This window comes from Agrobacterium sp. 10MFCol1.1 (assembly GCF_000381165.1).
In the GTDB taxonomy this organism is placed as follows: domain Bacteria; phylum Pseudomonadota; class Alphaproteobacteria; order Rhizobiales; family Rhizobiaceae; genus Agrobacterium; species Agrobacterium tumefaciens.
Map to the genome: position 1 here is coordinate 58328 of NZ_KB906082.1, position 24812 is coordinate 83139.

22 protein-coding genes are annotated in these 24812 nt (G+C 56.7%); 15 read left to right on the forward strand and 7 right to left on the reverse strand.

The window, feature by feature from the left end; all coding sequences use genetic code 11:
• Positions 1-13: 13 nt before the first annotated feature.
• The gene (locus F617_RS0122715) at positions 14-1057 is read right to left on the reverse strand and encodes a fatty acid desaturase (protein WP_019566841.1); all 1044 of its coding nucleotides are present in this window, start codon (positions 1055-1057) and stop codon (positions 14-16) included.
• Positions 1058-1192: 135 nt separating this feature from the next.
• Here F617_RS0122715 and F617_RS0122720 point away from each other — a divergent pair, with 135 nt between their 5' ends.
• A complete protein-coding gene (locus tag F617_RS0122720) occupies positions 1193-2029 on the forward strand; it encodes a helix-turn-helix domain-containing protein (RefSeq protein ID WP_019566842.1) in 837 nt (278 codons plus the stop codon).
• A 172-nt stretch (positions 2030-2201) separates the two neighbouring features.
• On the opposite strand, the gene F617_RS0122725 is transcribed toward F617_RS0122720, so the two are convergent.
• The 4 genes from F617_RS0122725 to F617_RS0122740 are packed head-to-tail and all read right to left on the reverse strand — an operon-like array spanning position 2202 to position 7509.
• Positions 2202-3812, reverse strand: a complete 1611-nt coding sequence (locus F617_RS0122725; RefSeq protein ID WP_019566843.1) for an ABC transporter ATP-binding protein — start codon at positions 3810-3812, stop codon at positions 2202-2204.
• 1 nt (position 3813) lies between these two features.
• Positions 3814-4944: an ABC transporter permease gene (locus F617_RS0122730; RefSeq protein WP_003518322.1), complete on the reverse strand. Its 1131-nt coding sequence runs from the start codon at positions 4942-4944 to the stop codon at positions 3814-3816.
• Positions 4937-5860, reverse strand: a complete 924-nt coding sequence (gene oppB / locus F617_RS0122735; protein WP_019566844.1) for an oligopeptide ABC transporter permease OppB — start codon at positions 5858-5860, stop codon at positions 4937-4939. The genes F617_RS0122730 and oppB overlap by 8 nt, the downstream gene beginning before the upstream one ends.
• 53 nt (positions 5861-5913) lie before the next feature.
• Positions 5914-7509, reverse strand: a complete 1596-nt coding sequence (locus F617_RS0122740; protein WP_019566845.1) for a peptide ABC transporter substrate-binding protein — start codon at positions 7507-7509, stop codon at positions 5914-5916.
• A gap of 516 nt (positions 7510-8025) precedes the next feature.
• Here F617_RS0122740 and F617_RS0122745 point away from each other — a divergent pair.
• The 5 genes from F617_RS0122745 to F617_RS0122765 all read left to right on the forward strand — a co-directional run bounded on the left by F617_RS0122745 (position 8026) and on the right by F617_RS0122765 (position 14235).
• Positions 8026-9969, forward strand: a complete 1944-nt coding sequence (locus tag F617_RS0122745; protein WP_019566846.1) for a methyl-accepting chemotaxis protein — start codon at positions 8026-8028, stop codon at positions 9967-9969.
• Positions 9970-10276: 307 nt separating this feature from the next.
• On the forward strand, positions 10277-10957 hold the full coding sequence (locus F617_RS0122750; protein WP_019566847.1) for a DUF2161 domain-containing phosphodiesterase: 681 nt from the start codon (positions 10277-10279) through the stop codon (positions 10955-10957).
• 159 nt (positions 10958-11116) lie between these two features.
• Positions 11117-13069 carry a bifunctional diguanylate cyclase/phosphodiesterase gene (locus tag F617_RS0122755; protein ID WP_019566848.1) on the forward strand — a complete coding sequence of 651 codons (1953 nt, stop codon included), beginning with the start codon at positions 11117-11119 and terminating at the stop codon, positions 13067-13069.
• A gap of 606 nt (positions 13070-13675) precedes the next feature.
• Positions 13676-13969, forward strand: coding sequence for a hypothetical protein (locus F617_RS28930; RefSeq protein ID WP_025595135.1), 294 nt, complete (start codon positions 13676-13678; stop codon positions 13967-13969).
• Positions 13966-14235 carry a DUF1488 domain-containing protein gene (locus tag F617_RS0122765; protein ID WP_013762208.1) on the forward strand — a complete coding sequence of 90 codons (270 nt, stop codon included), beginning with the start codon at positions 13966-13968 and terminating at the stop codon, positions 14233-14235. The genes F617_RS28930 and F617_RS0122765 overlap by 4 nt, the downstream gene beginning before the upstream one ends.
• A 111-nt stretch (positions 14236-14346) precedes the next feature.
• Here F617_RS0122765 and F617_RS0122770 read toward each other — a convergent pair whose 3' ends face one another.
• Positions 14347-14634 (reverse strand): hypothetical protein, encoded by a 288-nt coding sequence (locus F617_RS0122770; RefSeq protein ID WP_019566850.1) that lies wholly within the window; start codon positions 14632-14634, stop codon positions 14347-14349.
• Between the two features lie 527 nt (positions 14635-15161).
• On the opposite strand from F617_RS0122770, the gene F617_RS0122780 reads away from it, so the two are divergent.
• Genes F617_RS0122780 through F617_RS0122805 form a run of 6 tightly spaced genes read left to right on the forward strand, consistent with a single transcriptional unit; the run spans position 15162 to position 20851 of the window.
• On the forward strand, positions 15162-16187 hold the full coding sequence (locus tag F617_RS0122780) for a LacI family DNA-binding transcriptional regulator (protein WP_013762211.1): 1026 nt from the start codon (positions 15162-15164) through the stop codon (positions 16185-16187).
• Between the two features lie 35 nt (positions 16188-16222).
• Positions 16223-17176 (forward strand): substrate-binding domain-containing protein, encoded by a 954-nt coding sequence (locus F617_RS0122785; RefSeq protein WP_019566852.1) that lies wholly within the window; start codon positions 16223-16225, stop codon positions 17174-17176.
• The gene (locus F617_RS0122790) at positions 17173-17982 is read left to right on the forward strand and encodes an ATP-binding cassette domain-containing protein (protein ID WP_013762213.1); all 810 of its coding nucleotides are present in this window, start codon (positions 17173-17175) and stop codon (positions 17980-17982) included. Before F617_RS0122785 ends, F617_RS0122790 begins: the two co-directional genes overlap by 4 nt.
• Positions 17979-18983 (forward strand): ABC transporter permease, encoded by a 1005-nt coding sequence (locus tag F617_RS0122795; RefSeq protein WP_003518264.1) that lies wholly within the window; start codon positions 17979-17981, stop codon positions 18981-18983. The genes F617_RS0122790 and F617_RS0122795 overlap by 4 nt, the downstream gene beginning before the upstream one ends.
• 4 nt (positions 18984-18987) lie before the next feature.
• Positions 18988-20055 (forward strand): phosphotriesterase, encoded by a 1068-nt coding sequence (locus F617_RS0122800; protein ID WP_019566853.1) that lies wholly within the window; start codon positions 18988-18990, stop codon positions 20053-20055.
• Between the two features lie 25 nt (positions 20056-20080).
• Positions 20081-20851, forward strand: coding sequence for a glutamine amidotransferase (locus F617_RS0122805; RefSeq protein ID WP_026331026.1), 771 nt, complete (start codon positions 20081-20083; stop codon positions 20849-20851).
• A gap of 31 nt (positions 20852-20882) precedes the next feature.
• Here F617_RS0122805 and F617_RS0122810 read toward each other — a convergent pair whose 3' ends face one another.
• Positions 20883-21779: a ribokinase gene (locus F617_RS0122810; protein WP_019566855.1), complete on the reverse strand. Its 897-nt coding sequence runs from the start codon at positions 21777-21779 to the stop codon at positions 20883-20885.
• 24 nt (positions 21780-21803) lie between these two features.
• Here F617_RS0122810 and F617_RS0122815 point away from each other — a divergent pair, with 24 nt between their 5' ends.
• The 3 genes from F617_RS0122815 to F617_RS0122825 all read left to right on the forward strand — a co-directional run bounded on the left by F617_RS0122815 (position 21804) and on the right by F617_RS0122825 (position 24742).
• Positions 21804-22646 carry a BtpA/SgcQ family protein gene (locus F617_RS0122815; RefSeq protein WP_019566856.1) on the forward strand — a complete coding sequence of 281 codons (843 nt, stop codon included), beginning with the start codon at positions 21804-21806 and terminating at the stop codon, positions 22644-22646.
• 19 nt (positions 22647-22665) lie between these two features.
• Entirely contained in the window at positions 22666-23922 is a 1257-nt protein-coding gene (locus F617_RS0122820; protein WP_026331027.1) for a Zn-dependent hydrolase, read from the forward strand.
• A gap of 262 nt (positions 23923-24184) precedes the next feature.
• Positions 24185-24742: a fasciclin domain-containing protein gene (locus F617_RS0122825; protein ID WP_003518253.1), complete on the forward strand. Its 558-nt coding sequence runs from the start codon at positions 24185-24187 to the stop codon at positions 24740-24742.
• The last annotated feature ends 70 nt before the right edge of the window (positions 24743-24812 follow it).

Genomic DNA, 24812 nt, shown 5'->3' on the forward strand with positions numbered 1-24812 from the left:
GCCGCGATCCATGTCACGATGGAATTTCCAGTCTCACGTCTTGTTCCTGCATCGCATGGTCAGAAAAAATCAGAGCGGCAGGCACGACGGGTGACGCGATTAAAACTTGCTCGTCCCGTCTCAAGACAGGATGCGCTACCGGTTCCTTGGCCTTGAAGGCGAAAGCGCGGAACACCTCGAAATAATTGCTGAACACATATCCGTCATTCATCTTCTGCCACTCCGCCCGCCTCTCGCTGTAGAGGGAGGGCAATTTATACCAGGCGGCTGTCGGCATTTTGTGATGCACGAAATGCAGATTGTTATAGAGAAACAGTGGAGCCAGGATGGAGTTTTCAACAATGATCGTTCTCCCATCCGGCTGTTCGGACCATTGATGTTCGCAATAGGAGCGAATGGCAATGATGGATATGCCCAGATAGGCCGCCACACTGACATAGAGCCAGATTGGAACGCCGAAAATCAGGGATATGACCAGCAGTGTCGGAACAAGTCCGGCCAGATGTAGGGTCCAGGCATAGATCACTCGCCGATCACCCTGCGCGATCTTGCGCCATTCGGATATCGTGAAACCAATAACCATCAGCGGAGGGCCGATGACCAGACGCCCGATGAACGTATTGTTCCATCCCAGCAGCACCTTGAGGAACGACGGCATCTTTTGCCAGTCGCCCATAGCCCGGTAATAGCTTTCCGGATCGTCGAATGGGTCGGTCAGACGCTCGTCTGCATGGTGTTGCAGATGCGTGCGCTTGTAACTGCGATAGGGGTAGAAAATCCCGAGCGGCAGAAAGACCAAAGCTTCGTTCAGTCGTGCATTGCGCGTGGGGTGCCCATGCAGAACCTCGTGCTGGAGCGAGGAGTGCAGGGCAACTGCAATGCCCATGAGCACCAGAGAAACGATTGGAAACATCGGATACAGAAAATATCCTGCCAAAATCCAGAGACCGTAACAGACCGCCAACAGCGAGACTGTTGGCCATTCAATTCGGTCACGCGTTCTTCTGCGGCGCACGCCAGTCAGCCGCGCCGTCTTCTTTGCCAATATGTCTGTCATTTCATACTCTTGATGCCCCTGTCACCGTAGGGTCGCATCAGTCTCAGCCAGCCACAACGGGTTTATGGTGACCAACTGTTGATTTTGATAACAGTTTAAGCATTATGGTGATAATTATAAACAAACGGGTGAATTATGGACAAACGCGCGCTCGCAGAATTGTTTCGTGCCCGCCTGATCCAGCTGGTGAATAGGTCAGAAGACAGCCAGGCGTCTTTTGCCGCCGCCATTGGCATTGATCGATCAGCACTTTCGCAATTGCTTTCCGGTGATTCGGCGCGGCTTCCGCGTGTGGAGACGCTGCTGAATATCGCCGAGCGACATTCCGTCTCGCTCGACTGGCTACTCGGTCTTTCCCATGATCAGGGGTTGATGGGGGAATTGCGGCCAAGTTTCGAGATCGAGGAGGGCGGTGCTGATTATACGGATACGCTGTTGATGAAGTGGCATGCGGAAGCGGCAGGCACCAAAATCCGTTATGTTCCGGCACGCATTCCCGATCTGCTTCGCACACCAGAGATCATCGCTTTCGAGGCCATGGGCGCGCATCAGAGTGTGATGGCGCAGGCCAGTGAAACGGCGTTTCGACTCGATTATAATCGCCAGCCTGGCACCGACATGGAAGTTTGCATGCCGCTCGAAACGCTGGAAGCTTTTGCGCAGGGGCGCGGTATGTGGAGCGGTTTGGACCGCGAGACACGTGCCGAACAACTCAAACATATGTCGGGACTTATCAGCGAGCTATACCCATCATTCCGGCTGTTTCTGTTCAATGAAAAAGAACGCTTTTCCGTGCCCTATACGATCTTCGGTTCGCAACGGGCAGCACTTTTCGTCGGCGCCATGTATCTTGTGCTCAACAACGCTGAAGCCATCCGTAAGATGCAACGTCACTTCGACGAGCTGATACGTTTTACCCGCATTCATGCCCATGAAACCGCGGATTTTGTGATGAATTTGGAAGTCGCTTAGTCCTGTGACGGGTACCAGCTTTCGCACATCATCGAACCGGTTTGCTACGTGACGATATGGTCGGGATTGAAGAGGAGAGTAAGGCCGCCATGGCCGCGAAATAACGACCTCCTCCACAAACCGGATCTTTTGTAACGGGGCCAGAAAAGGCCCGGCAGTGCCGGGCTGTAATCTATGATGTTACTTCGGCCGAAAACGCGGATTTGATCAGTGTTCTGGTATATTCAGCCGCCGGCCGCTCGAATATCGCGTCCGTTTCTCCCTCTTCGACAATCTTCCCGTTTCTCATCACGATGACATAATCCGAAATGGCCTTTATGACTGAGAGGTCGTGGCTGATGAAGATGTAGGAAAGGTTGTGCGTTTTCTGCAAATTACGCAAGAGATCGATAACTTGGCCCTGAATGGATCGGTCCAGCGCCGATGTAGGTTCATCGAGAATGACGACATCTGGTTTGAGGATGATCGCGCGGGCAATTGCGATACGCTGACGTTGCCCGCCTGAAAACTCGTGCGGGTAGCGGTTGCGGGCGGCGGGATCGAGGCCGACTTCTTTCAGCGCTTCTATCGCTCGCTCGTCGCGCTGCGCGCGGCTGAGCTGTGGGTCGTGCACAAAGAGACCCTCAGTGATGATCTCTCCAACAGTCTGCCTTGGAGAAAGAGATCCATACGGATCCTGGAACACAAGCTGCAGCTGCCGCCGCAATGGCCTCATTGCCGTTCGGCCAAGTCCGGTGATTTCCGTCTTGCCAAAGAAAATGCGGCCCTCTGCAGTGACAAGGCGCAGAAGCGCGCGACCGAGTGTGGACTTGCCTGATCCGGATTCACCGACGATGCCGATGGTCTGCCCTTGATGAAGGCTGACATTAACGCTGTCCACGGCCCTGAAAGCCCGTGACTTCGACAGGAAGCCGCCCGGGATAACATAATCGATCGTGACGTTCTGGCCAGAAAGAACGACCGGCGCTTCTTTGCCGACCGGCGGCTTGTGGCCGCTGGGTTCGGCATCGAGAAGCATCCTCGTATAGTCCGCCTTCGGGCGCTCGAAGATCTCTTCCGTCGGACCGGTTTCAACGATCTCGCCTCGGCGCATAACCGCAACACGATCGGCAAAATGCCTGACGACACCGAGATCGTGCGTTATCAGCACCACGGCCATGCCGAAGCGCTGCTGCAACGACTTCAGAAGATCGAGGATCTGCGCCTGGATTGTCACGTCGAGCGCGGTGGTTGGCTCATCCGCGATCAGAATATCCGGCTCGTTTGCCAGCGCCATGGCGATCATGACGCGTTGGCGCTGGCCGCCTGAAAGCTCATGCGGGTAGCTGTCGATGCGCCGCTCCGGGTCCGGAATACCGACAAGTTTCAGAAGTTCGAGAACGCGTGCCCTCGCTTCCTTCTTGCTGCCGCCCCGGTGATGGACGATTGGCTCGGCGATCTGCGCGCCGATCCTGTAAAGCGGATCGAGCGAGGTCATCGGCTCCTGGAAAATCATGGTGATTTTCGCGCCACGGATTTTGTTCAGCTCGTTGACCGGCAAGCCTACCAACTCGCGTCCACGATATTGCGCCGAGCCTTGAATGACGCCGTTGGAAGACAAGAGGCCCATGATGCCCATCATGGTCTGGCTTTTGCCGGAGCCGGATTCCCCGACGACAGCGAGCGTTTCACCCTGCTTTACGTGGAGATCGACACCTTTGACGGCGTTGACGGTGCCGTCTGGCGTAGTGAAATCGACCTTGAGATTGCGGACGGTGAGAATGTTTTCAGATGTCGTATTCATGTCAACGATCCTTGGGATCGAGTGCATCACGCAATCCGTCGCCTACGAAGTTCAGCGAAAAAAGCGTTAGCACGAAGAAGATTGCCGGGAATATCAGCAGCCACGGAGCCGACTGAATATTGTTGGCGCCTTCGGAAATGAGCGCACCCCAGCTCGTGAGTGGTGCCTGAACACCAAGCCCCAGGAAGGAGAGAAAGCTTTCAAGAAGTATGACCTTCGGGACGACGACCGTCACGAACACGACCACGGGACCGATGGTGTTGGGGATGATGTGACGGCGGATGATCTGCCAGTCGCTCAAACCCAAGGCCTGAGCTGCCGCCACAAATTCCCGCCGTTTCAAGGCAAGCGTCTGGCCACGCACGATACGCGCCATATCCAGCCACTCCACTGCGCCAATGACAAGGAAGATCAGGATGAAGCTACGCCCGAAGAAAACCACGAGAACCACGACCAGGAAGACGAAGGGCAGCGAATAGAGGATCTCGACGAAACGCATCATTACATTGTCGACGCGCCCGCCGATGTAACCCGCCGTAGCGCCGTAAAGCACGCCGATGCCGAGCGAAACGAGGCTGGCAAGAACGCCGACGGCAATGGAGATCTGGCCGCCCAGCATTACGCGAGCCAGCATGTCGCGACCGTTTGAATCTGTACCGAAGAAGAAGTATTCGCGATTGACATCGCCTTCCAACTTCAGCGTTCGACCATCATCTTCCGTAGCAACGACTTTCGTGTTTTCGAATTCGTTGGCGCGGTCGAAATAACGTGTCGTGCGCGGGTCAATCGGGCTGCTGGAGGTAACCGTTGCCGTGAAGGTCTGCCCTTCGACGGCAAACTCCTTCAGTTCGACGCGCGCACGGCCTGCCACACCTTCCATGACGCTCTGGAGGTTGTTCACGTCCGGGCGCGGCTCGAGGCTTGGCGCGACGGAGACGTAGGACGAAAACACCTGATCATAGGTGTGTGAAAGGAAATGCGGGCCGATAAACGAGAAAAGTGTGATCAGCACAAGCATGATGGAGCCAGCCATGGCGGCCTTGTTTCGTCTGAAACGCAGGGCTGCAAGCTGGAACAGGCTTCGGCTTTTCACCGATGGCTGAGGGGCGATATTGCCGGAGATATCAGTCATGTCTGACCCTCGGATCGAGCAGGCCGTAGAGAATATCGACCACGAGATTGAACAGGATGACGAAAATGGCGATGAGAACGACCGTTCCCATGACCAGCGTGTAGTCACGATTGATGGCGCCAAGAACGAAGTAGCGGCCGACACCGGGAATGGTGAAGATCGTCTCGATGACCGCCGAGCCCGTCAGCAGCGCTGCGGCGCAAGGCGCAAGATATGAAACGACCGGCAGCATCGCCGCGCGCATGGCGTGAATCACCACGACGCTGCGAGACGGGAGGCCATAGGCCCTGGCGGTGCGGATATGGTCCATGCGCAGAGCCTCGATCATTGCACCGCGCGTCAGACGCGCGATGACCGCGAGCTGCGGCAAGGCGAGCGCGATCATCGGAAGAATGAGATAGCGTAGCGACCCATCACCCCAGCTACCTGCGGGCAGAAGCCCCAGCAAGACGGCGAAGATAAGCGTGAGGACAGGTGCGACGACGAAGTTCGGCACGGTGATGCCGATGGTCGAGATGGACATGATGGAGAAATCGAAGGTGCTATTCTGCCTGAGTGCGGCAAAGGTGCCGGCAAGAATGCCGCCGACCAACGCCAGCAAAAGAGCATAGCAACCGAGCTGCAGCGAATAGGGCAGGCCTTTGCCGATCAACTGGGCGACGGTGTTGTCCTTGTAGATGTAGCTCGGACCGAAATCGCCGGTGGCGGCGTTGCCGAGATAGATGAGATACTGGCGCCACAATGGCTCATCCAGATGATAGGTTCTCATCAGGTTTTCCATGGTTTGCGGGGGCAGGGGCCGCTCGAGGTTGAACGGACCGCCCGGTGCGAAACGCATCAGGAAAAACGAAATCGTGACGACGATAAACAACGTCGGCACGGCGCTCGCCAAACGGCGCAGGATAAATGAAATCATGATTTTCAGGCTCCGGCATGGCACGGTGGTTTCGGCCACCGTGCCAGCACTGCTTATTCGGAAACGCTCAGGAAGCGGCTGAGGTGTTCGTTAGCAGCATTGTCTTCCCAACCCTTCACTCGGTTGGAAACCAGCCACAGGTCCGCCTGTGTGAGAAGCGGAGCAACCGGCTGTTCCTTCATGAGGATGGTTTCTGCCTCGTGCAACAGTTTGGAGCGCGCAGCAGGATCCTTTTCGTCATAGGACTTCTGCATCAGCGCATCATATTCGGCATTATTGAACTTCGAGTAGTTGAAGGTCTTGTTGGAGGATACCGAAAGGGCGAGGAAGTTTTCCGCATCCGCATAGTCGGCAACCCAGCCTGCACGCGCAACGTTGTACTTGCCGCCTTCCTGCAGGTAGCCGTAATGCGAGGCGACGTCGAGGTTCACCAGTGACACTTTCGCGCCAAAGGTATTTTTCCACATGTCCGCAATAGCGGTGGCAACGCGCTCATGGTTCGGGTTGGTGTTGTAGCGAATTTCGACGGAAAGCGGCTTGCCGCCCTCGCCGTAACCGGCTTCCTTCATGAGTTTAACGGCTTCGTCTTCACGATCGAGTTGCGACAGCGTCGCAAACTCTGCTTTCGCAGGCTCACCGTAGGAGTCCATGCCCGGAGGAACCATGGAGTAGGCTGGAACCTGCGAACCGCTGTAGATTTCCTTGGCGAGAAAATCGCGGTCGACTGCCATGGACAGGGCTTGACGGACGCGGACATCGTTATACGGCGCTTCACGCGTGTCGAAGGTATAGTAATAGGTCGCAAGCGTCGGCGAAACGTGAACCTGTTCGCCATAGGCCTTGCGCAGACGGTCGATCTGGTCCGCGGAAAAGTTGTAGGCGAGGTCCATTTCCTTGGCTTCGAAACGACGAACGGATGCGGCCTGGTCGTCGATCGGGTAGAAGATGACCTTGTCGATCTTGGTGTTCGATGCGTCCCAGAAGTTGGTGTTCTTGACCACCGTCAAGCTGTCATTGGGAACATGCGCTTCAAGCTTGTAAGCACCGTTCGAGACCATGACGCCCGGCTTTACGAAGTCGGTTCCGTTCTTGTCAAAGCTTGCCTTCGAGATCGGCAGAGCTGTCTGGTGGGCAAGGAGTTCAAGGAAGAACGGTGTTGAGCGCTCGAGTGTGATCTCAAGGGTCTTGTCATCCACGGCCTTGACGCCAAGCTGGTCAACCGAAGTTTCGCCCTTGTTTATCTTCTCGGCGTTCTTGATCGGATAAAGAATATTCGCATATTTTGCTGCGGTCTTCGGGTCTTCGACGCGCTGATAGGAGAAAACAAAATCTCCAGCCGTTACCGGAGTGCCATCCGACCACTTCGCATCTGCACGCAGTTTGAACGTGTAGACGGTTCCATCCTCAGACAGCGTCCAGCTTTCCGCCGTACCGGGAACGATCTTGCCGGCAGCATCGTAAATGGTGAGACCTTCATATAGGTCTTTGAGGATAAAGGCTTCGATATTGATCGAGGTCTGTGCCTGATCGAGCGTCTGAGGCTCCCCGGAATTGCCGCGGTGAAGAACTGTTTCTGCAAGTGCGGAACTTGCGCCAATCAGAAGCGATCCTACCAGCAGCGTGGCGCGAGTTGTTGTTTTTATCGACATAATTTCCCTCCCGTGAAGAGTGTGAGTCTACAAACAAGGCCAAATTGCTCCGAAGGGCAACCACAATAAATTGTGAGTTTATGCATACACCGTGACTGCTGATCGAACAGAATAAGGGCAAAGCCATGGCCCGCACGCTGGACATTGCCTCGCGTGACGCGACCTCCGGACGGTTAAATCGATGCGGGAAGCCGTCGGCCCCATCGATATCCTCGTGAAAATAACGATGCCGCCAAAAGCCCGAGTAAGTTTACGGCATCACACATGTCATCGTTTGCATATGCCGGGTAACACTTCATTTAGTAATTTTGTGAAATCTAAAATACGCAGGTTCCAAAGTTTCATCGGCGGGGCTGGTAGAACGAGTGGATCCAACGCGCCTAGCCTTTGGCGGCCCGGAGCGGATATCCGCTTGTCGCCCTATGAGGAGGGGCACAGCTACCCGCGATGTTCCATTGTTTGTTTCCCTGGCTTCCTGCGCGGACAGCTGGAGGAGCGCTTGCCCTGAGGCTATTCATGTCTTTCCTGAAGAATACCAAAATAAAAACAAAGGTCTTATTCGTCATATCAGTGATGAGTTTGATGTCGCTTTCCGGAATCAGCTACGTCAGCTTGCAGTATAAAAATACCGACAATGTTTACAGCGATTTCATCGCCAATGAGGCGCTTGCTGCGGTGCTGAACGCCCGAACCAGCGGCAATCTCAATGCACTCGGCATGCAGATGCTTCGCGCCAGCCTCAATGACTCGACCAGCAGTGATTTCGAGGCCGCTGTCAAAACATTCAAGGCCGACCGGAAGCAACTGGAAGAACGGCAGAATAAAATCATGCAGCTGGTGCCGGCCCGGACGGATGCCGCTCGTGATATCCTCAAGGGCGTTGCCGAGGTTGAGGAAATCGGCAATCAGGTCATCGCTCTCATGCAGGCGGGAAAAAATGCTGAAGCTCAGCAGATGGCGCTTAACGTCCTTCGAAAAATAACTGAAGTCTCACCGAAAATCAGCGCGGGGAACGAGCAACTGATCCAGGTGATGAACGATGGGAGAGATCGCCTCACGGCCAGCACCAACACGACAATCTGGACAGCTCTGGTCAGCATAGCACTTGTTTCCCTGGCATTGATCGCGCTCGGCCTGCTTATTTCCTCGCGTGGCATTACCACCCCGATTGCGCGGCTTCGCGAGCGGATGGGGTCGTTGGCGGCAGGCGATACAGCCAGCGAAATCGAAGGTATGGACCGCAAGGATGAAGTCGGCCAGATGGCCGCTGCTGTTCAGGCATTTCGCGAGAACGCCATCGAGCGCCTCCGGCTTGAGAATGAAACGGAAAACCATCGGTCATCTTCAGAGCAGGACCGGATAGAGCGCGAGAAACAGAAGGCGAAAGAAGCTGCCGACGTGCAATTCGCCGTCGACAACCTTGCTGCTGCCCTTTCGAAGATCGCTCAGGGCGACGTTACTTACCGGATCGCTCAGCCGTTCGTGTCCAGCCTTGACGGTATTCGCGGCGACTTCAACAGGGCAGCGGAACAGCTGCAATCGACTCTGAACCAGGTGGCGCAGAACGCGCGCGGCATCGACTCCGGTGCGAAAGAGATCAGGGCCGCAGCCGACGATCTGGCCAAGCGTACGGAACAGCAGGCAGCGGCCGTCGAGGAGACTGCTGCTGCACTGGAAGAGATCACCACGACGGTGAAAGACTCGACCAAACGGGCGCAAGAAGCGGGCCACTTTGTCAGTCGTGCAAAAGTTGGTGCGGAACAGTCGGGAGAAGTGGTGCAGAAAGCAGTCACGGCAATGGAGCAAATTGCTGCATCCGCTGATGAGATTTCCAACATTATCGGCGTGATCGACGAGATTGCTTTCCAGACCAACCTTCTGGCGCTGAATGCAGGCGTGGAAGCTGCCCGTGCCGGTGAGGCGGGCAAGGGATTTGCGGTTGTTGCCCAAGAGGTTCGCGAACTGGCACAGCGTTCCGCAGGTGCCGCCAAGGAGATCAAGAATCTCATTACGACATCGAACAGTCAGGTTCAGCAGGGTGTGCAACTGGTTGGCGAAACGGGCAAGGCACTCGAACTCATCGTTACGGAAGTACAGGAAATCAACCGTCACGTGATGGCGATCGCGGAATCGGCACAGGAGCAATCTTCTGGTCTCCAGCAGATCAATACGGCTGTGAACCAGATGGACCAGGACACTCAGAAGAACGCTGCCATGGTGGAAGAAAGCACGGCGGCAAGCCACGGGCTTGCACGCGAGGCTTCGTCGCTCAACCAACTGCTCGCTCGGTTCAAATTGTCAGAAGGTGGTTACAGCGACATCTCCGCACCGGTTCGCGCAGCCTCGTCCGCCGACAGGCCTGCAGTTTCTCCTGCGCGTGCACTCGGCGGAAAGATTAAAGCTGCGTTCTCCGGCAATGCTGCCCTGAGCACATCGCCGGACAACTGGGAAGAGTTTTGATAAATGCGCGTCTTTCACGCCTGACGTCTGATGAGAGACTGAAAGCATTGTTGTAAACACTTGCACCGGCGATTGGACTCTGATCGCCGGTGTCTTGCGATCGCACATCGAATCCGTGACGATTTTTGATCGTATCTCCCCCAAAAAGCGTCCGCTCTGGGGAGAAGTGCCAGTTGATCATTCCGGTACTATTGGCGATTGCCCGCATCACCGACAACTTGCAACCGCATTGGTGGTTATAGCGGTTGTTCTGCGCAGGCGGATCGATATATCTAGGGCCTGGTTCGTCAATTTAATCTGCGGGTACATGGAAACTTCGCTTTATCTGCCCGTCAAAAGTTTCCTCGAGGAAGCGGGCTACACTGTCAAAGGCGAGGTTGGCAGTTGCGACCTCGTGGGCTTGAGCGATAACGATCCGCCTGTTGTCGTCATCTGCGAGCTGAAACTGAGCTTCAATCTGGAGCTTATTTTGCAGGCGGTTGATCGCGCGGCTATGGCAGACGAGGTCTGGATTGCGGCACGGGTCTCAGCCAAGGGCAAGGGCCGCGAGGCTGACAAACGTTACCGCGACCTCTGCCGCAGGCTCGGGATCGGCATGCTCGGCATTTCCGATGTTGGCGACGTCAGCGTTATCGTCAGTTCCATATCACCGATGCCGCGAACCAATCCGAAACGGCGTTCGCGATTGATACGTGAACACAAGAGGCGACGCGGAGATCCGGCGGTGGGTGGAAGCACTCGCGCACCAATCATGACCGCGTACCGCCAACAGGCACTCGGCTGCGCTTTGGCGTTGGCATCAGGGCCGCTGCGCGTGCGTCAGGTCAGATCCAGCATACCGGATGCCGGGAAGATTTTGCTTGCAAACGTCTATGGCTGGTTTGAACGTCTGGATAGAGGCGTCTATGGCTTGACCCCTGCCGGACAGGAGGCGCTGCAGCGATGGCCGCAACAAGAAACGCCGGCAACGATCGTCGTACTCAGCTGATTTCTATTCAGCAATAGAGCTTATTTGCCGCAGATTATGTAAAAACATGACTGCACACCTTGGAGTTGATTTCATTTCCTCTTGATTTACCTTGTGTATTTCCGATGATGTAACACGGACTTGATAAATAACCGACTCTGTACTCGATGAGTCGTGCAAATGAACATACTTGGCGCCAAACAGAAATTGCTGTATTTTATGTCTGTCCGGTCCGACAATCCGGACCTGCTGAAAGCGCAATATCGCGCTTTCACGCGGCAGATGCCGATGATGTATTTCATACTGATTTCAAGTACATGGGCGCTGGCTACTACACATCTGCAACTGGCGCCGTTTTGGCTCACCATTGGAATTCCCGCTTTTTTCACACTCGGCTGCACCGTCAGGGTTGCATTCTGGTGGAGAACCCGCGGTATCGATCCCCCGCCGAAGGTGGCCCATGCAGCGCTTCAGCGCACAAATCGCCTGGCAGCCGGTATCGCCATTATATTCACGCTCTGGTCTTTTTTGCTGGTGCCCTATGGGGACGCCTATACGCAGTCTCATGTCGCCTTCTACATGGCGATTACCGTTATCTCCTGCATCTTCTGTCTGATGTATGTGCGTTCGGCCGCCTTCATGGTCACGGCCATCGTCAACGGCGCCTTCATCATCTTCTTTTTGGCCTCAAGGCAACCGACATTCATCGCCATTGCCATCAATGTCCTTCTGGTCTGCGCTGGCATGATGTCCATCCTGTTGACCAACTACCGCAATTTCGAGCGCATGATTGTTTCGCAGCAGCGCACGGAAGCGCTGAACAATGAGAACCTGCTGCTTGCCAATATCGACAGCCTGACGGAACTGCCCAACCGCCGCGCCTTTTTCGCCCATCTCGAAGCCGAAATCGAAAAAGCAAGGGTGGCGGGAACGCGACTGGCGCTTGGCGTTATCGATCTTGATGGGTTCAAGCCCGTCAACGACCTTTACGGCCATTCCGTGGGCGACAGGCTGCTCGTCAACGTTAGCAAACGTCTCACCGAAACTCTGACGACCAGCAAGGCATTCCGCCTTGGGGGAGATGAGTTTGCGATCGTTGCACCAATCATACCCGATGATGCGCAACTCGTCGTAAATGCGAACTTGATCTCGGAACGGTTGAGGGCGCCCTATCATCTGCCCGAGGGAACGGTACATGTCGCTGCTTCCATGGGGATAGCCGTATTTCCGTGCCTCGCTTTGACGCTTGAGCAACTTTTCGACCGCGCGGACTATGCGTTGTATCACGCCAAGAAAACCCGGCGCGGCGATGCCGTCCTCTTCGATGCGGAGCATGAAAAGCAGATCAATATCGAAGCCCGTATCGAACATCTGCTCAAGCAGAAAGAGATAGAAAACGAGCTTTCAGTCGTGTTCCAACCGATCGTCGACATACGCGATGGAAGAGCTGCGGGCTTTGAAGCACTGGCGCGCTGGCACAGCCCGGTCCTTGGGCATGTCCCGCCTGCCCAGTTCTTCGCCATTGCCGAGCGGGCCGGTATCGTCAGCTCGCTGACACGGCCTCTTCTTCGAGCCGCTCTCGTTTCCGCATCGGCATGGGAGCCATCCCTTAGACTGTCCTTCAACCTCTCCGCCCATGACCTCAATTCCTGCGAAGGCGTGCTGTCATTGATCGGCATCATCGAAAACAGCGGCTTCGACGCAACACGTATTGACCTAGAGATTACCGAAACGGCCTTTGCGCATGATTTCGAACAGGTCAGGCAGTCGGTCGAAATGCTGCGGCGGCTCGGTTGCGGCATTTCGCTTGACGATTTCGGCACCGGTTATTCCAGCCTGACACGGCTGCACGCTCTTCCCCTCACCAAGATCAAGATTGACCGCAGCTTCGTTACGGATCTGCACGAAAAGCCAGCCAGCTACAAAATCGTGAAATCGCTGCTCACGCTCAGCCGCGACATGGGGTTGGAATGCGTGGTGGAAGGGGTCGAAACACGGGAGGAACTCGCGGCGCTTGAAGGTCTCGGTGCTACGTTGGTGCAGGGTTATATCTATGCGGCACCGCTACGAGAACAGGATGTCCGTGAGTTTCTTTCCGGACAGGAAAAAAAGCGCATGATCCTGTCAGCCTAAAGTAGCCTGGGTTTTTCGGGCCCGATTTGCCGGCTGCGATGCCTGCCTGCTGATGTTGATCCGGGAAGGACAGGAAAACAGGGCTCGGCTACCTCTATCATGGCGTAGAAATGCGTGCTTTGAATAGACGTGTTTGCTTTGTCTGCCCGGCAGGTTTTAGCGTCCGCCTTGTTTTCCGCGCAATCCAGGCGCAGTATAGGCTTCGTTGTGCTGGCAGCACGGCTCCCCGGTGTCAGAGAGGCACCGCCTCTTCTTCGTTGTCCTTTAGTGAATGTTTGCGCTGACGGTGCCGTATTTCTTTGCGGTAATCACCGAGATGTCACCTGTTGCGTCACGAGCATGCAGGTTGACGGGGGACTACGCTGCCATCAGTTGCACAACGCAAACCATCTGCATTTCTCCAGTGCCATTTCATGGCGTCTGGTCGTTTCGCTCCTGGATTTTCTTGGTACCGCCCGGACACGACACCGCATCTGGTTCTTAGGGATGTCTGGCTCAAGCACCACTCCGATCGATAGGGACTTTCGACCGAGAGACAGGAACGCAGCAGTTGCAATGTAGAATAAAACCGGCTCCACGCGGATCAAAGCCGCGCTGAAGCCTCGGATAAAAGGCAAGACCATGAATAGTTATAACGACCAAAGACGCCAGGCGCTCAGGATCGAAGTTTGGGAGAACGAAGGCGGGACTTCCGTTGCCGATACGGTTGACTCCCAATATGGAAGAAGGATCGAGAGGGACCAAACCTGGACCATATATCATGTATTCACCGGTGTGCCGGTACGGGTGGGTGGCCGCAGGCTGACCGAACTCAGCATATCGGAAGCAACCGATGGCATGCTTTCACTCAATCGTCGCAACGTTTTGCGAAGGGAAGAACGCAGCAGGTGTGAAGCATGACACTGGCTTTCCCCAACTCGGCCCGCAGTTTTGACGACGTGCGTAAAGCTGTGCGGTTTTTCGGCCATGACGGCATGTTCGAAATCCGGTTTTTTGTCGAAGCTGCTGCACTCGCCAAGGGCGGCGTGCATGCAACAGGCATGTCGGAAGCCCAATGCCTTTCGTCTTTTGACGCAATGCGCACGCCGATCTACGAGGCTGCCAAGAAGGTGTATGCCAAGTACCGGCGCAATTTGAACGTCCTGACGACTTCCGACTTCGGCTAGAGCACATCCTGTTTAAACAAAATTGTCTGACGTGCTCTCGCTATTTGTTTTTACGCATTTTCCGGGCGTAAAACTGTTACGCACTTTAGGAAATGCGCGACCATTGCGGGATCATGGAATGGCGCGCGGGCCGACGTCTGCGGTTGCGACGTCGCGAGCCAATGCATCATCGATTTCAGTTGGTGACACCTGAAGGAACTGGCGGCGGTTCATGGCGACAGCGATCGCGGGAATCTCTAGATGGGTTCCCACGCGGCGATACGCCGTGAAGCTGAGGCCCTCTATCAATTCCTCGTCTATGACCAGGCGATAAGTGCCCGCTCCCAAGGGTTCCGAAAGGGCCTCCAGACGGAACGGATGCGTGAATGTGATTTCGGTCTCTGTGGTTCTTTCGATCATGTCCAACACCGCTTTCCGTTGCGTTAAAACCTGCACAGTTACAGCCGGTTATCGCAACTATGCGCCGATCAGGATGTAAACGATCAGCGCCACACTTGCCGCAGACAAGACGTAGCCAGCTAGCGTTGCGAGATTCTGTTTTGTCGGTTGGTGGAATATGGAAGACATGGCGTCCTCCTTTGTCGGGGCCAGGGTATTCAACCCTTAAACAGCAGCGCCCGTACTACAGCTGCTGGAACAAACACAGTGGACCCGTTTCACTCGTTTAGCAATGAAACAATCCTGATAATCAGAGGTGCTGATCGAAGACACCTCTATGTGAAGGCGAGGAGCGCCGTCACTCTTCCTGCGATGGCCTTTGTCCGTCGGAAGGCCGCAAAAGTCTCCGATATGCCAAAATTCGAATGCCTCACCAAATGATCTTGACAGGGGGCAAGTTTTGGATTTCCTTGTAAACCGGTTTAGTAAATCGCTTTACAAGCCTATCAAGAGGCCAAAGGCCCACGGGAACAGGAACGGGAAGAATGATGGCGCCAAATCGTGCGACCAGTCTGAAGGATGTTGCCCGCACGGCGGGTGTTTCCGTCGCCACGGTGTCGCGGCTGCTCAACGGCTCGCTGGAATTGCCTGCGGACACGAAGGCCCGCATCGAAGACGCAATTCGCCAGCTCAACTATGTTCCTAACCCGCATGCCCGGCGTCTGAGCCGTGGGCGCTCCGATACGATCGGTCTCGTCGTTCCCGATATCGGCAACCCGTTCTTCGGCATGCTGGTTGCAGCAGTGGAAGAGGAGGCAGACAGACGCGGTCTTGCCGTATCGCTTTTCGCAACGTTGAACCGGCCGGGACGCGAACTGTCCTATCTGCGGCTTCTTGCCCGCAACCATGTCGACGGGCTGGTCTTCGTTACCAACCACCCCGATACGGACGAGCTTGCCGAGCTTATCAGCGCCACCGGCAAAGTCGTTGTGGTCGATGAAGACGTCAGTGGGGCATCCGTGCCGAAGCTGTTCTGTGACAATGAACAGGGCGGCCGCTTGGCCGGCGAACACCTTGCTGGATATGGCCACGAACGCGTGCTTTATGTCGGCGGCCCGGCAGAGATGCTCAGCACGCAGCGGCGTTTCCTTGGGTTGGAGGCAGCGTTGCGGACACATTGCGGCTCCGAGCCGTCGATCATGCGTTATTGCGGCGACTATACTGCGGAGTTCGGTCGCGAGGCGGCCTTGCGTTTTCTTTCCGAAGGCCGTCCCGCCACGGCAATTTTCGCCAGCTCTGACGAAATCGCCATCGGGATGATTGAAGTCTTGCGGGCGCAGGGTGTGCGCATTCCGCAGGACGTATCGATGATCGGCTTCGACGATGTCGGCCCGCTGCATCTGTTCGATCCGCCGCTTACCGCCATTCGCCAGCCGGTCAGGGCCATTGGCCAGCGCGCCCTGTCGTTGCTCGCCGAAACCAATTGGGAACAGGAAACTCCGGCCCATCCGGAAGAGCTGCTTCCCGTAGAAATCGTCGTGCGGAGCTCCGTTGCGCCGCCGTCGAAACAATAATTGCGACGGACAAAACCAACAGAGGAAGAACGCAAATGACAATAATCAAACGCAGATATTTCTCCGCAGCCCTTGCCGCCACCGTTCTGGCCGGGGCGACGCTTTCCGCCGGCATTGCCGGTGCCGCGGAAAAGACGATAGCCCTCGTGCAGATCAACCAGCAGGCCATCTTTTTCAACGACATGAACAAGGGTGCGGAAAAGGCGGCGAAAGAAGCGGGCGTCAAGCTCGTCATCTTCAATGCCAATAACGATCCGGCAGCGCAAAACAGCGCCATCGAGACCTATATCCAGCAGAAGGTCGATGGGATCGCGGTCGTCGCCATTGATGTCAACGGCATCATGCCTGCGGTAAAGCAGGCCGCCGAAGCGAACATCCCAGTGGTCGCTATCGACGCAATATTGCCCGAAGGGCCTCAGAAGGCACAGATTGGCGTCGACAATGCCAAGGCTGGTGCCGACATGGGCAAGTTCTTCGTCGACTATGTGAAGTCAGACATGGGCGGCAAGGCCAAGATCGGCGTCGTCGGGGCCCTCAACTCTTTCATCCAGAATATCCGTCAGAAGGGCTTTGAGGACACGCTCAAGGATCAGCCCGGCATCACGGCGGCTGGCGTCGTTGACGGACAGAACGTGCAGGATACGGCTCTTTCCGCGGCGGAAAACCTCATAACTGGCAATCCGGATATGACCGCAATCTACGCAACGGGTGAACCGGCCCTTCTCGGCGCCGTCGCTGCCGTCGAAAGCCAGAGCAAGCAGAAGGACATCAAGGTCTTCGGCTGGGATCTGACCAAGCAGGCGATCGCTGGCATCGACGCCGGTTATGTCGCGGGTGTCATCCAGCAGGACCCGGCGGCCATGGGTGCTGCGGCCGTCAAGGCGCTGAAGACTGTTTCTGATGGTGGCAGTGTCGAAAAGACGATTGCCGTGCCCGTGACCATCGTTACCAAGGCCAATGTCGAGCCCTACCGGGCGGTCTTCAAATGATCGCCGGCGGACAGCACCCAACCGCTGTCACCGGCGCTGGGGGAGATATTCTCCCCCAGCATCTCTCCGGTGCGGCGCAAGAACCGCGCGTCTCGCTTCGCGGTATCGTAAAAACCTTCGGTTCACATCAGGCGCTGCGCGGCGTCGATCTCGACATCTATCCCGGTGAATGCCTGGGCCTTGTCGGTGACAACGCGGCTGGAAAATCGACGCTGACGAAGGTTATTTCCGGAACCTACATTCCAGATGAAGGATCCATTACGCTCGAAGGGGAAGAGGTCCGTTTCTCAGGTCCCGCCGATGCGCGCAATCGCAATATCGAGATGGTCTTTCAGGATTTGAGCCTCTGTGACCATATAGACGTGATCGGCAACCTGTTTCTTGGGCGCGAGATCACCAAGGGTCCGTTCCTCGACCGGCAGACGATGTTGGCCGAGGCCCGCAAGATGCTCGACGCGCTGGAAATCCGTATTCCAAGGTTGACGGCCAAGGTGGAAAAACTCTCCGGCGGACAGCGGCAGGCAATCGCAATCGCCCGTGCCGCGTCCTTCAATCCCAAGGTCCTGATCATGGACGAACCCACTTCGGCGCTTGCCGTGGCAGAGGTGGAGGCCGTTCTGGCGTTGATCAACCGGGTCAAGGCCAAGGGCGTGTCCGTCATCCTCATCACTCATCGTCTTCAGGATCTGTTCCGCGTGTGTGATCGCATCGCCGTCATGTACGAGGGAACGAAGGTCGCCGAACGGCAGATCAACGAAACCAGCCTCGAAGACCTCGTCAAACTGATCGTGGGAGGTCGCCATTGACCGTCTACACTGAACGCGCCAAGGGCTCACCCGTCGCCGATTTCATCGCCGAAAACGCGCAGGTCTTGTCCATAACGGCCTTTTTCATCGCCTGCATGCTGTTCTTTGCCGTAAGCACGGATACGTTCCTAACGGCAGGCAACCTGCTGAACGTCGTGCGTCAGGCCGCTCCCATCCTCATCGTTTCCGTCGCCATGACGCTTGTCATCATCACCGGCGGCATCGACCTGTCGGTCGGCTCCATGGTTGCGCTGATCAACGCCGTCGGTGCCATCCTCATGGCGGCGGGCTATCCCTGGCCTCTGGTGCTGGTCGCCATGCTTATGCTCGGAGCCGTGCTTGGTCTCTTGCAGGGCTGGTTCATTGCCTATCAGGGCATTCCGGCCTTCATCGTTACGCTCGCAGGCTTGTCCATCCTTCGAGGGGTCGCACTCTATATCACCCAAGGGTATTCGGTGCCTATTCCGGATGCGCCCGGCTTCTTTTTTCTCGGTCGCGGAGACCTGTTCGGTTTCCCGGTGCCGGCGCTGATCGGTATCCTCATCACTGTCGTGGCCTATGTGGTCATTTCGTCCACCCGCTACGGACGCCGGGTCGTGGCGGTAGGCTCCAATCTGGAGGCTGCGCGTCGTGTGGGTATGCCGGCAAAATGGATCCTTGCATCGGTCTATCTGGTGGCAGGCGTGGCATCCGCAATCGCTGGGCTGCTGATCGCGTCACGCCTCGGCTCGGGTTCCTCCAATGCTGCTGTCGGCTTTGAGCTGCAAGTCGTGGCAGCGGTTGTGCTTGGCGGTACATCGTTGATGGGCGGACGCGGAACCATTCTCGGCTCCGTGCTTGGCACCATGACCATTGCCGTGATCGGCAACGGGCTGATCCTGATGCATATTTCGCCCTTTTTCACACAGATTGTCACGGGCGCGATCATTCTTGCCGCTATCTGGCTCAACACACGCATCTTCACCACCAACTTCCGCTTGGGTTCCAGAAAAAAGGGTTGAGGCCATGGTGGATGAACTCTCGAAAGGCCATATTCGCTCCGGCAATTTCATGACGGTTGCCGGTCCCGTCCCGGTGGAAAAGCTCGGCGTGACGCTGATGCACGAGCATATTCTCAACGATTGCCGCTGCTGGTGGCACGCACCGAAAACGCCGGAGCGGCAATATCTGGCGGAGGGCTTGGTCTGCCAGGAAATCCTCGGCGAACTTCGCCAGGATCCCTTCGTCAACAAACACAACATCACGCTGGATGATGAGCCGCTTGCGATTAAAGAACTGCATGAATTCGCCGCCCAGGGCGGCCATACAGTGGTGGAGCCGACCTGCCAGGGTATCGGCAGAAATCCGCTTGCCCTCAGGCGGATATCCGAGGCGACCGGGCTCAACATCGTGATGGGGGCGGGTTATTATCTGGCCTCCTCCCATCCTGAGAAAGTGGCAGCGATCAGCATCGACGACATCGCCAATGAAATCGTTCACGAGGCGCTTCAGGGCGTCGATGGAACCGGCGTGAAAATCGGTCTGATCGGAGAGATCGGTGTGTCCTCGGACTTCACCCCCGATGAGCAAAAATCGCTGCGGGGTGCGGCGAGGGCGCAGGCCCGTACAGGTCTGCCCCTCATGGTGCATCTTCCGGGCTGGTTAAGGCTGGGTCATAGGGTTCTCGATGTAGTCGAGCAGGAAGGCGCGGATGTCAGTCACACCGTTCTGTGTCACATGAACCCGTCGCATGATGACCTTGGCTATCAGGGAGAACTTGCCGGCCGCGGTGCCTTCATCGAATACGACATGATCGGAATGGATTTCTTCTATGCCGATCAGCAGGTCCAATGCCCGAGTGACGACGAAGCGGCCAAAGCCATCGTCCAGCTGGTGGAGCGGGGATATCTGGACCGCATCCTGCTTTCTCACGATGTTTTCCTGAAGATGATGCTGACGCGGTATGGCGGCAATGGTTACGCCTATATCCTCAAGCATTTCCTGCCGCGATTGAAGCGGCATGGTCTGGATGACCTCACCTTGCAAATCCTCATGCGGGATAACCCGCGCTCGGTCTTCCAGGCGAAGACGTGACGAACCTATAGAAATGGAACGAAACATGACAAAGAAAATACTTCTCGTGGGCGAAAGCTGGGTCAGCTCCGCCACTCACTACAAGGGCTTCGACCAGTTCGGCAGCGTCACCTTTCACTTGGGCGCGGAACCTCTGGTAAAGGCGCTCGAAGGTAGTGAATACGAGCTGACCTACCTGACGGCTCATGATGCTGTCGAGAAACTTCCCTTCGATATGGCGGGGCTGGATGCGTATGACGCGATCATCCTCTCTGACATCGGTGCCAATTCGCTGCTTTTGCCGCCTGCGGTTTGGCTGCACTCGAAAACCGTTCCAAACCGTCTGAAGCTTCTCAAGGCATGGGTCGAAAAGGGTGGCGGCCTGCTGATGGTTGGCGGATATTTCTCGTTCCAGGGTATCGATGGCAAGGCCCGGTGGCGTCGCACCCCCGTGGAAGATACGCTTCCCGTGACCTGCCTGCCATGGGATGACCGCGTTGAAATTCCGGAAGGATCGACGGCCGACATTCTGATGCCGGATCATCCCACCGTTGCAGGTCTTTCCGGCGAATGGCCGCTTCTCCTCGGTGTCAATGAGGTAGAGGTGCGCGAGCGCGCGGATGTGGACGTGGTCGCCCGCCTGCCTGCGGAGCAGGGCGGTCATCCGCTTCTGGTCACCGGCGTTTTTGGAAAGGGTCGGACAGCGGCGTGGACATCCGACATTGGTCCGCACTGGCTCTCTCCCGCCTTCTGCGAATGGCAGGGCTACGGCCGTTTGTGGAAAAACATTCTGGGCTGGCTGACAGAAGCTCGCTGAGCGCGGCGGCATGTATCGGTGGAGAGGATCGTCAGTTGGACAAAATATCCGCGAGCTCAAGGATATCGGGAAAGGCTGAAAGCGTGCCCCGACGACTGACGGTCAGCGCAGATGCCTTTGCGCCATGCCTCAACGCCCGTTCATCCACACTGACGTTTCTCAACGCGGCGGAGGCCAGCGTGACGGCCATGAAGCAATCGCCAGCACCCGTCGTGTCGACAACGCCAGTTTTTTCGGCGGGCACGGTCAGGCATTGGTTTGTCGTGCCAAGCATCGAACCCTCGCCGCCAAGGGTGAGGATGACCTGGCGGACACCGGCTGAAATGAGCAATTTTATCGCTGTCGAGCCGGTATCCCCGGTCAGGGCGGCCGCTTCGCCGCGGTTGAGGAAAGCGATGTCCGTGAGCGGCCAGAGACTTTCAAACCAGGGTTGGAGAGGTGACGGATTGAATGCGGTGATCATTCCCGTTGCCTTTGCCTGCGACAGTGCGAGACGGGTGGTTGTTTCACCCAGATTGCCTTGCACGACGAGAAGGTCGCCGGGGCTGGCTGTACCAAGGGTTCCGGCCACGTCTTCCGGGGTCAGGGATTCTGCGCAGGCCGTGGTCGTGACGATGCTGTTTTCACCATCGGGCGTATTGAAGATGATGGAGAGATCGCTGGTCTGCCCATCCATGCCAATGAGGTCGGCGGTCAGAGGTTCGGTCGCAAGGCGGGCGCGGATGGTCGCAGACCTGTCATCTGTACCTACAGCAGCAGTCAATGTGGTATCGAGCCCGCATCGGGCCATGACAATGGCTTGATTGCAGCCTTTTCCGCCAAGATCGCGGAAGGCCTGCCGGCCGAAAATCGAAGCCCCGGCTTCCGGCAGGGCGGAAACGGAATAGGTTTCGTCGAGCGCGATATTGCCGATGACGAAGGCACGCATGAAAAACTTTCGAGAGGACAAGGCATGCAGATCATATCCGACAATAGGGCGAACGCCATCCAGGAAATCTTTGGTCGTGACAAGGCCTTGATCGGCATGGTGCATTGCCCGCCGTTTCCCGGAGCACCAAGGTATCGTGGCGCGGCCATCGATGCCATCTACGACGTCTGCATGCGCGATGCCGAGGCTTTGATCGAAGGCGGTATGCATGGTCTTCTCATTGAAAACCATGGCGATATTCCCTTTTCCAAGCCGGAGGATATCGGTCATGAGACACCTGCCTTCATGAGTGTGGTGACTGACCGGGTCGCGCGGGCGACTGGCGTTCCGCTCGGTATCAACGTGCTTGCCAATGCGCCGATCCCGGCTTTCGCCATTGCCATGGCAGGCGGGGCGACATTCATCCGCGTCAACCAGTGGGCCAATGCCTATGTCGCCAACGAGGGTTTCATGGAAGGGCGTGCGGCGGAAGCGATGCGTTATCGATCCCTGCTCAGGGCCGAGCACATAAAGGTTTTCGCCGACAGCCACGTTAAGCATGGCGCGCATGCGATCACGGGTGATCGTAGCATCGATGAGCTGACCCGCGACCTTGCTTTCTTTGATGCGGATGCGGTGATCGCTACTGGCCAGCGAACCGGTAACAGCGCAACGATGGCGGAAATCGAAGAGATCGGGCAGGCCACACATCTTCCGCTTCTGGTCGGTTCTGGTGTTGGGGAAGCCAATATCGTTGAAATCCTGAAGCGCACCAGCGGTGTCATCGTCGCTTCGTCGCTAAAACAGGGCGGTGTCTGGTGGAACCCTGTCGAGCCTGCCCGTGTGCGATCGTTTGTTGAGGCGGCGCAGCCAGGGCTTTCGGGTTGAGGGCAAACGGGAAATGATGATGACGCAAACTCTTTCGATCAACGGGCAGCGACTTATCGATCGACTCGACCGGTTTGCGCAAATAGGCGCGACGGCAAAGGGTGGCGTAAACCGCCAGGCCTTGACCGACCTCGACCGGCAGGCGCGGCAATTGCTGACGGAGCTAGCGCTGCAGCGCGGCTTCAAGGTCTTTCAGGACCCGATTGCCAATCTGTTCATTCGCCGCGAGGGGCGCAACCCGGATCTGTCGCCGCTGCTTATCGGAAGTCATCTCGACAGTCAGCCTGCAGGCGGTCGTTTTGACGGTGCGCTCGGCACGCTCGCAGCTTTTGAGGTTCTGGAAACACTCGAAGATTGCGGGGTGGAAACCGAGCGGCCGGTGGAGGTCGTGTCGTTCACGAATGAAGAGGGCTGCCGCTTCGCGCCGGGCTGCATGGGCTCCATGGCTTTTGCCGCCGGTTCAATTCCAAGCGCCTGGGAGACCATGCGCGCGACTGACGGTGCGCTTTTCGCAGATGAACTCTCCGCCACGCTGGAAAGTCTCCCGGTTGCCGCGATGCGGCCTCTGGGCACGCCGGTTTTCGCTTATCTCGAGGTCCATATCGAGCAAGGCCCTTCATTGGAAAAAGAGGGCTTACCGATCGGCATCGTCACCGGCATACAGGGAACGCGCTGGCTGGAGGTGATTATCGAAGGGCAGACCGCCCACGCTGGAACAACGGCGCTGCAATATCGGCATGACCCCATGCAAGCCACGGCCAACGCGCTTGCTGAACTCTATCGCGACATCATGCTGGCCGATCCGGCCGCGCGTTTCACGATTGGCCGAATGGCCCTTGAACCCGGCGCGGTGAACGCGATCCCGGCAACGGTGCGCTTCACGATCGATTTTAGACACCCTTCGCTGACAACAATCGGCGTCATGGAGCAGACAATCCGCATGGCGATCCAGCAGGCAGCGGCGGACACAGGCTGCTCGGCGACTATTTCCCAGATTTTCGACATGCCGCCGGCAAGTTTTCCGGATGAATTACTTGCCGTATTGGATCAGGCCGCACAAGAGCGGGGCTTTGCAACAAAGAGAATGCTCTCCGGCGCATTCCACGATGCGCTTTTTATGAACCGCGTCGCGCCATCGGCCATGATTTTCGTACCCTGCCGGGATGGTCTCAGTCACAATGAGGCTGAATATGTGGAGCAGGAGCATAGTATTGCGGGTGGCAACATGCTCTTGGCTTCGCTTCTCCAGCTGCTCGCGCCGACGGCAGCGTTGTAAATCGAATGTTTGCGGGGAGCTTTCGCCCCTTGTTAGGGTTGCTCCGTTTGCAGATCACTGCGCGCTGGCCGATCGCGAGTGTAATTCGGTTGAGAAAAAGCCGAAATGAATCAGCGCTGTAGCAAGCGATCGTATGAAACTGCCTTTTGCTTGAAACTTTCCTCCTGTCGCTCTCGTCACTTGTGCTGTTCCCCGAGACGGGAACGATAGGCCTTCAGAGGCGCGCTTCCGCGCCGAGGCGATTAGGGAAGAGGAATATTCAATGTTCAAGTCCGCAATCCGTACGCTCGCCCTTGCGACGGCAATCTCGACTCTTGCTTCGGGTGCCTTTGCTGAAAATCCAAAGGTCGGCGGTGCAGCAATGTACGAAAACAAGAACATCATCGAGAATGCCGTCAACTCGAAGGATCACACCACGCTGGTCGCGGCCGTCAAGGCTGCCGGTCTCGTAGAAACCCTTCAGGGCAAGGGACCGTTCACGGTCTTTGCTCCGACCAATGAGGCCTTTGCCAAATTGCCGAAGGGTACAGTCGAAACTCTGCTGAAGCCGGAAAACAAGGCGCAGCTGACCAAGATCCTGACCTGTCATGTCGTGGCGGCCGATGCCATGTCCAGCGCCATCGAGAAGATGATCAAGGATGACAACGGCACCCATGATGTGAAGACGGTCGGCGGCTGCATCCTCAAGGCGAAGGAAAGCATGGGCAAGATTACCCTGACCGACGAAGCGGGTGGTGTTGCGCATGTGACGATCGCCGACGTCAAGCAGTCGAACGGCGTCATTCATGTCATCGACAAGGTTCTGCTTCCGAAGATGTGATTGCTCTTCTGCATGCCTGATCCGGCCACCTCCTCGGTGGCCGGATTTTTTTGTGCTCGACGTTGCTTCT

Excerpts from the sequence above, each read along its gene's own strand:
- F617_RS0122715 (WP_019566841.1), bottom strand. The coding sequence starts at position 1,057 with ATGACAGACATATTGGCAAAGAAGACGGCGCGGCTGACTGGCGTGCGC.
- F617_RS0122720 (WP_019566842.1), top strand. The coding sequence starts at position 1,193 with ATGGACAAACGCGCGCTCGCAGAATTGTTTCGTGCCCGCCTGATCCAG.
- F617_RS0122725 (WP_019566843.1), bottom strand. The coding sequence starts at position 3,812 with ATGAATACGACATCTGAAAACATTCTCACCGTCCGCAATCTCAAGGTC.
- F617_RS0122730 (WP_003518322.1), bottom strand. The coding sequence starts at position 4,944 with ATGACTGATATCTCCGGCAATATCGCCCCTCAGCCATCGGTGAAAAGC.
- oppB (WP_019566844.1), bottom strand. The coding sequence starts at position 5,860 with ATGATTTCATTTATCCTGCGCCGTTTGGCGAGCGCCGTGCCGACGTTG.
- F617_RS0122740 (WP_019566845.1), bottom strand. The coding sequence starts at position 7,509 with ATGTCGATAAAAACAACAACTCGCGCCACGCTGCTGGTAGGATCGCTT.
- F617_RS0122745 (WP_019566846.1), top strand. The coding sequence starts at position 8,026 with ATGTCTTTCCTGAAGAATACCAAAATAAAAACAAAGGTCTTATTCGTC.
- F617_RS0122750 (WP_019566847.1), top strand. The coding sequence starts at position 10,277 with ATGGAAACTTCGCTTTATCTGCCCGTCAAAAGTTTCCTCGAGGAAGCG.
- F617_RS0122755 (WP_019566848.1), top strand. The coding sequence starts at position 11,117 with ATGAACATACTTGGCGCCAAACAGAAATTGCTGTATTTTATGTCTGTC.
- F617_RS0122765 (WP_013762208.1), top strand. The coding sequence starts at position 13,966 with ATGACACTGGCTTTCCCCAACTCGGCCCGCAGTTTTGACGACGTGCGT.
- F617_RS0122770 (WP_019566850.1), bottom strand. The coding sequence starts at position 14,634 with ATGATCGAAAGAACCACAGAGACCGAAATCACATTCACGCATCCGTTC.
- F617_RS0122780 (WP_013762211.1), top strand. The coding sequence starts at position 15,162 with ATGGCGCCAAATCGTGCGACCAGTCTGAAGGATGTTGCCCGCACGGCG.
- F617_RS0122785 (WP_019566852.1), top strand. The coding sequence starts at position 16,223 with ATGACAATAATCAAACGCAGATATTTCTCCGCAGCCCTTGCCGCCACC.
- F617_RS0122790 (WP_013762213.1), top strand. The coding sequence starts at position 17,173 with ATGATCGCCGGCGGACAGCACCCAACCGCTGTCACCGGCGCTGGGGGA.
- F617_RS0122800 (WP_019566853.1), top strand. The coding sequence starts at position 18,988 with ATGGTGGATGAACTCTCGAAAGGCCATATTCGCTCCGGCAATTTCATG.
- F617_RS0122805 (WP_026331026.1), top strand. The coding sequence starts at position 20,081 with ATGACAAAGAAAATACTTCTCGTGGGCGAAAGCTGGGTCAGCTCCGCC.
- F617_RS0122810 (WP_019566855.1), bottom strand. The coding sequence starts at position 21,779 with ATGCGTGCCTTCGTCATCGGCAATATCGCGCTCGACGAAACCTATTCC.
- F617_RS0122815 (WP_019566856.1), top strand. The coding sequence starts at position 21,804 with ATGCAGATCATATCCGACAATAGGGCGAACGCCATCCAGGAAATCTTT.
- F617_RS0122820 (WP_026331027.1), top strand. The coding sequence starts at position 22,666 with ATGACGCAAACTCTTTCGATCAACGGGCAGCGACTTATCGATCGACTC.
- F617_RS0122825 (WP_003518253.1), top strand. The coding sequence starts at position 24,185 with ATGTTCAAGTCCGCAATCCGTACGCTCGCCCTTGCGACGGCAATCTCG.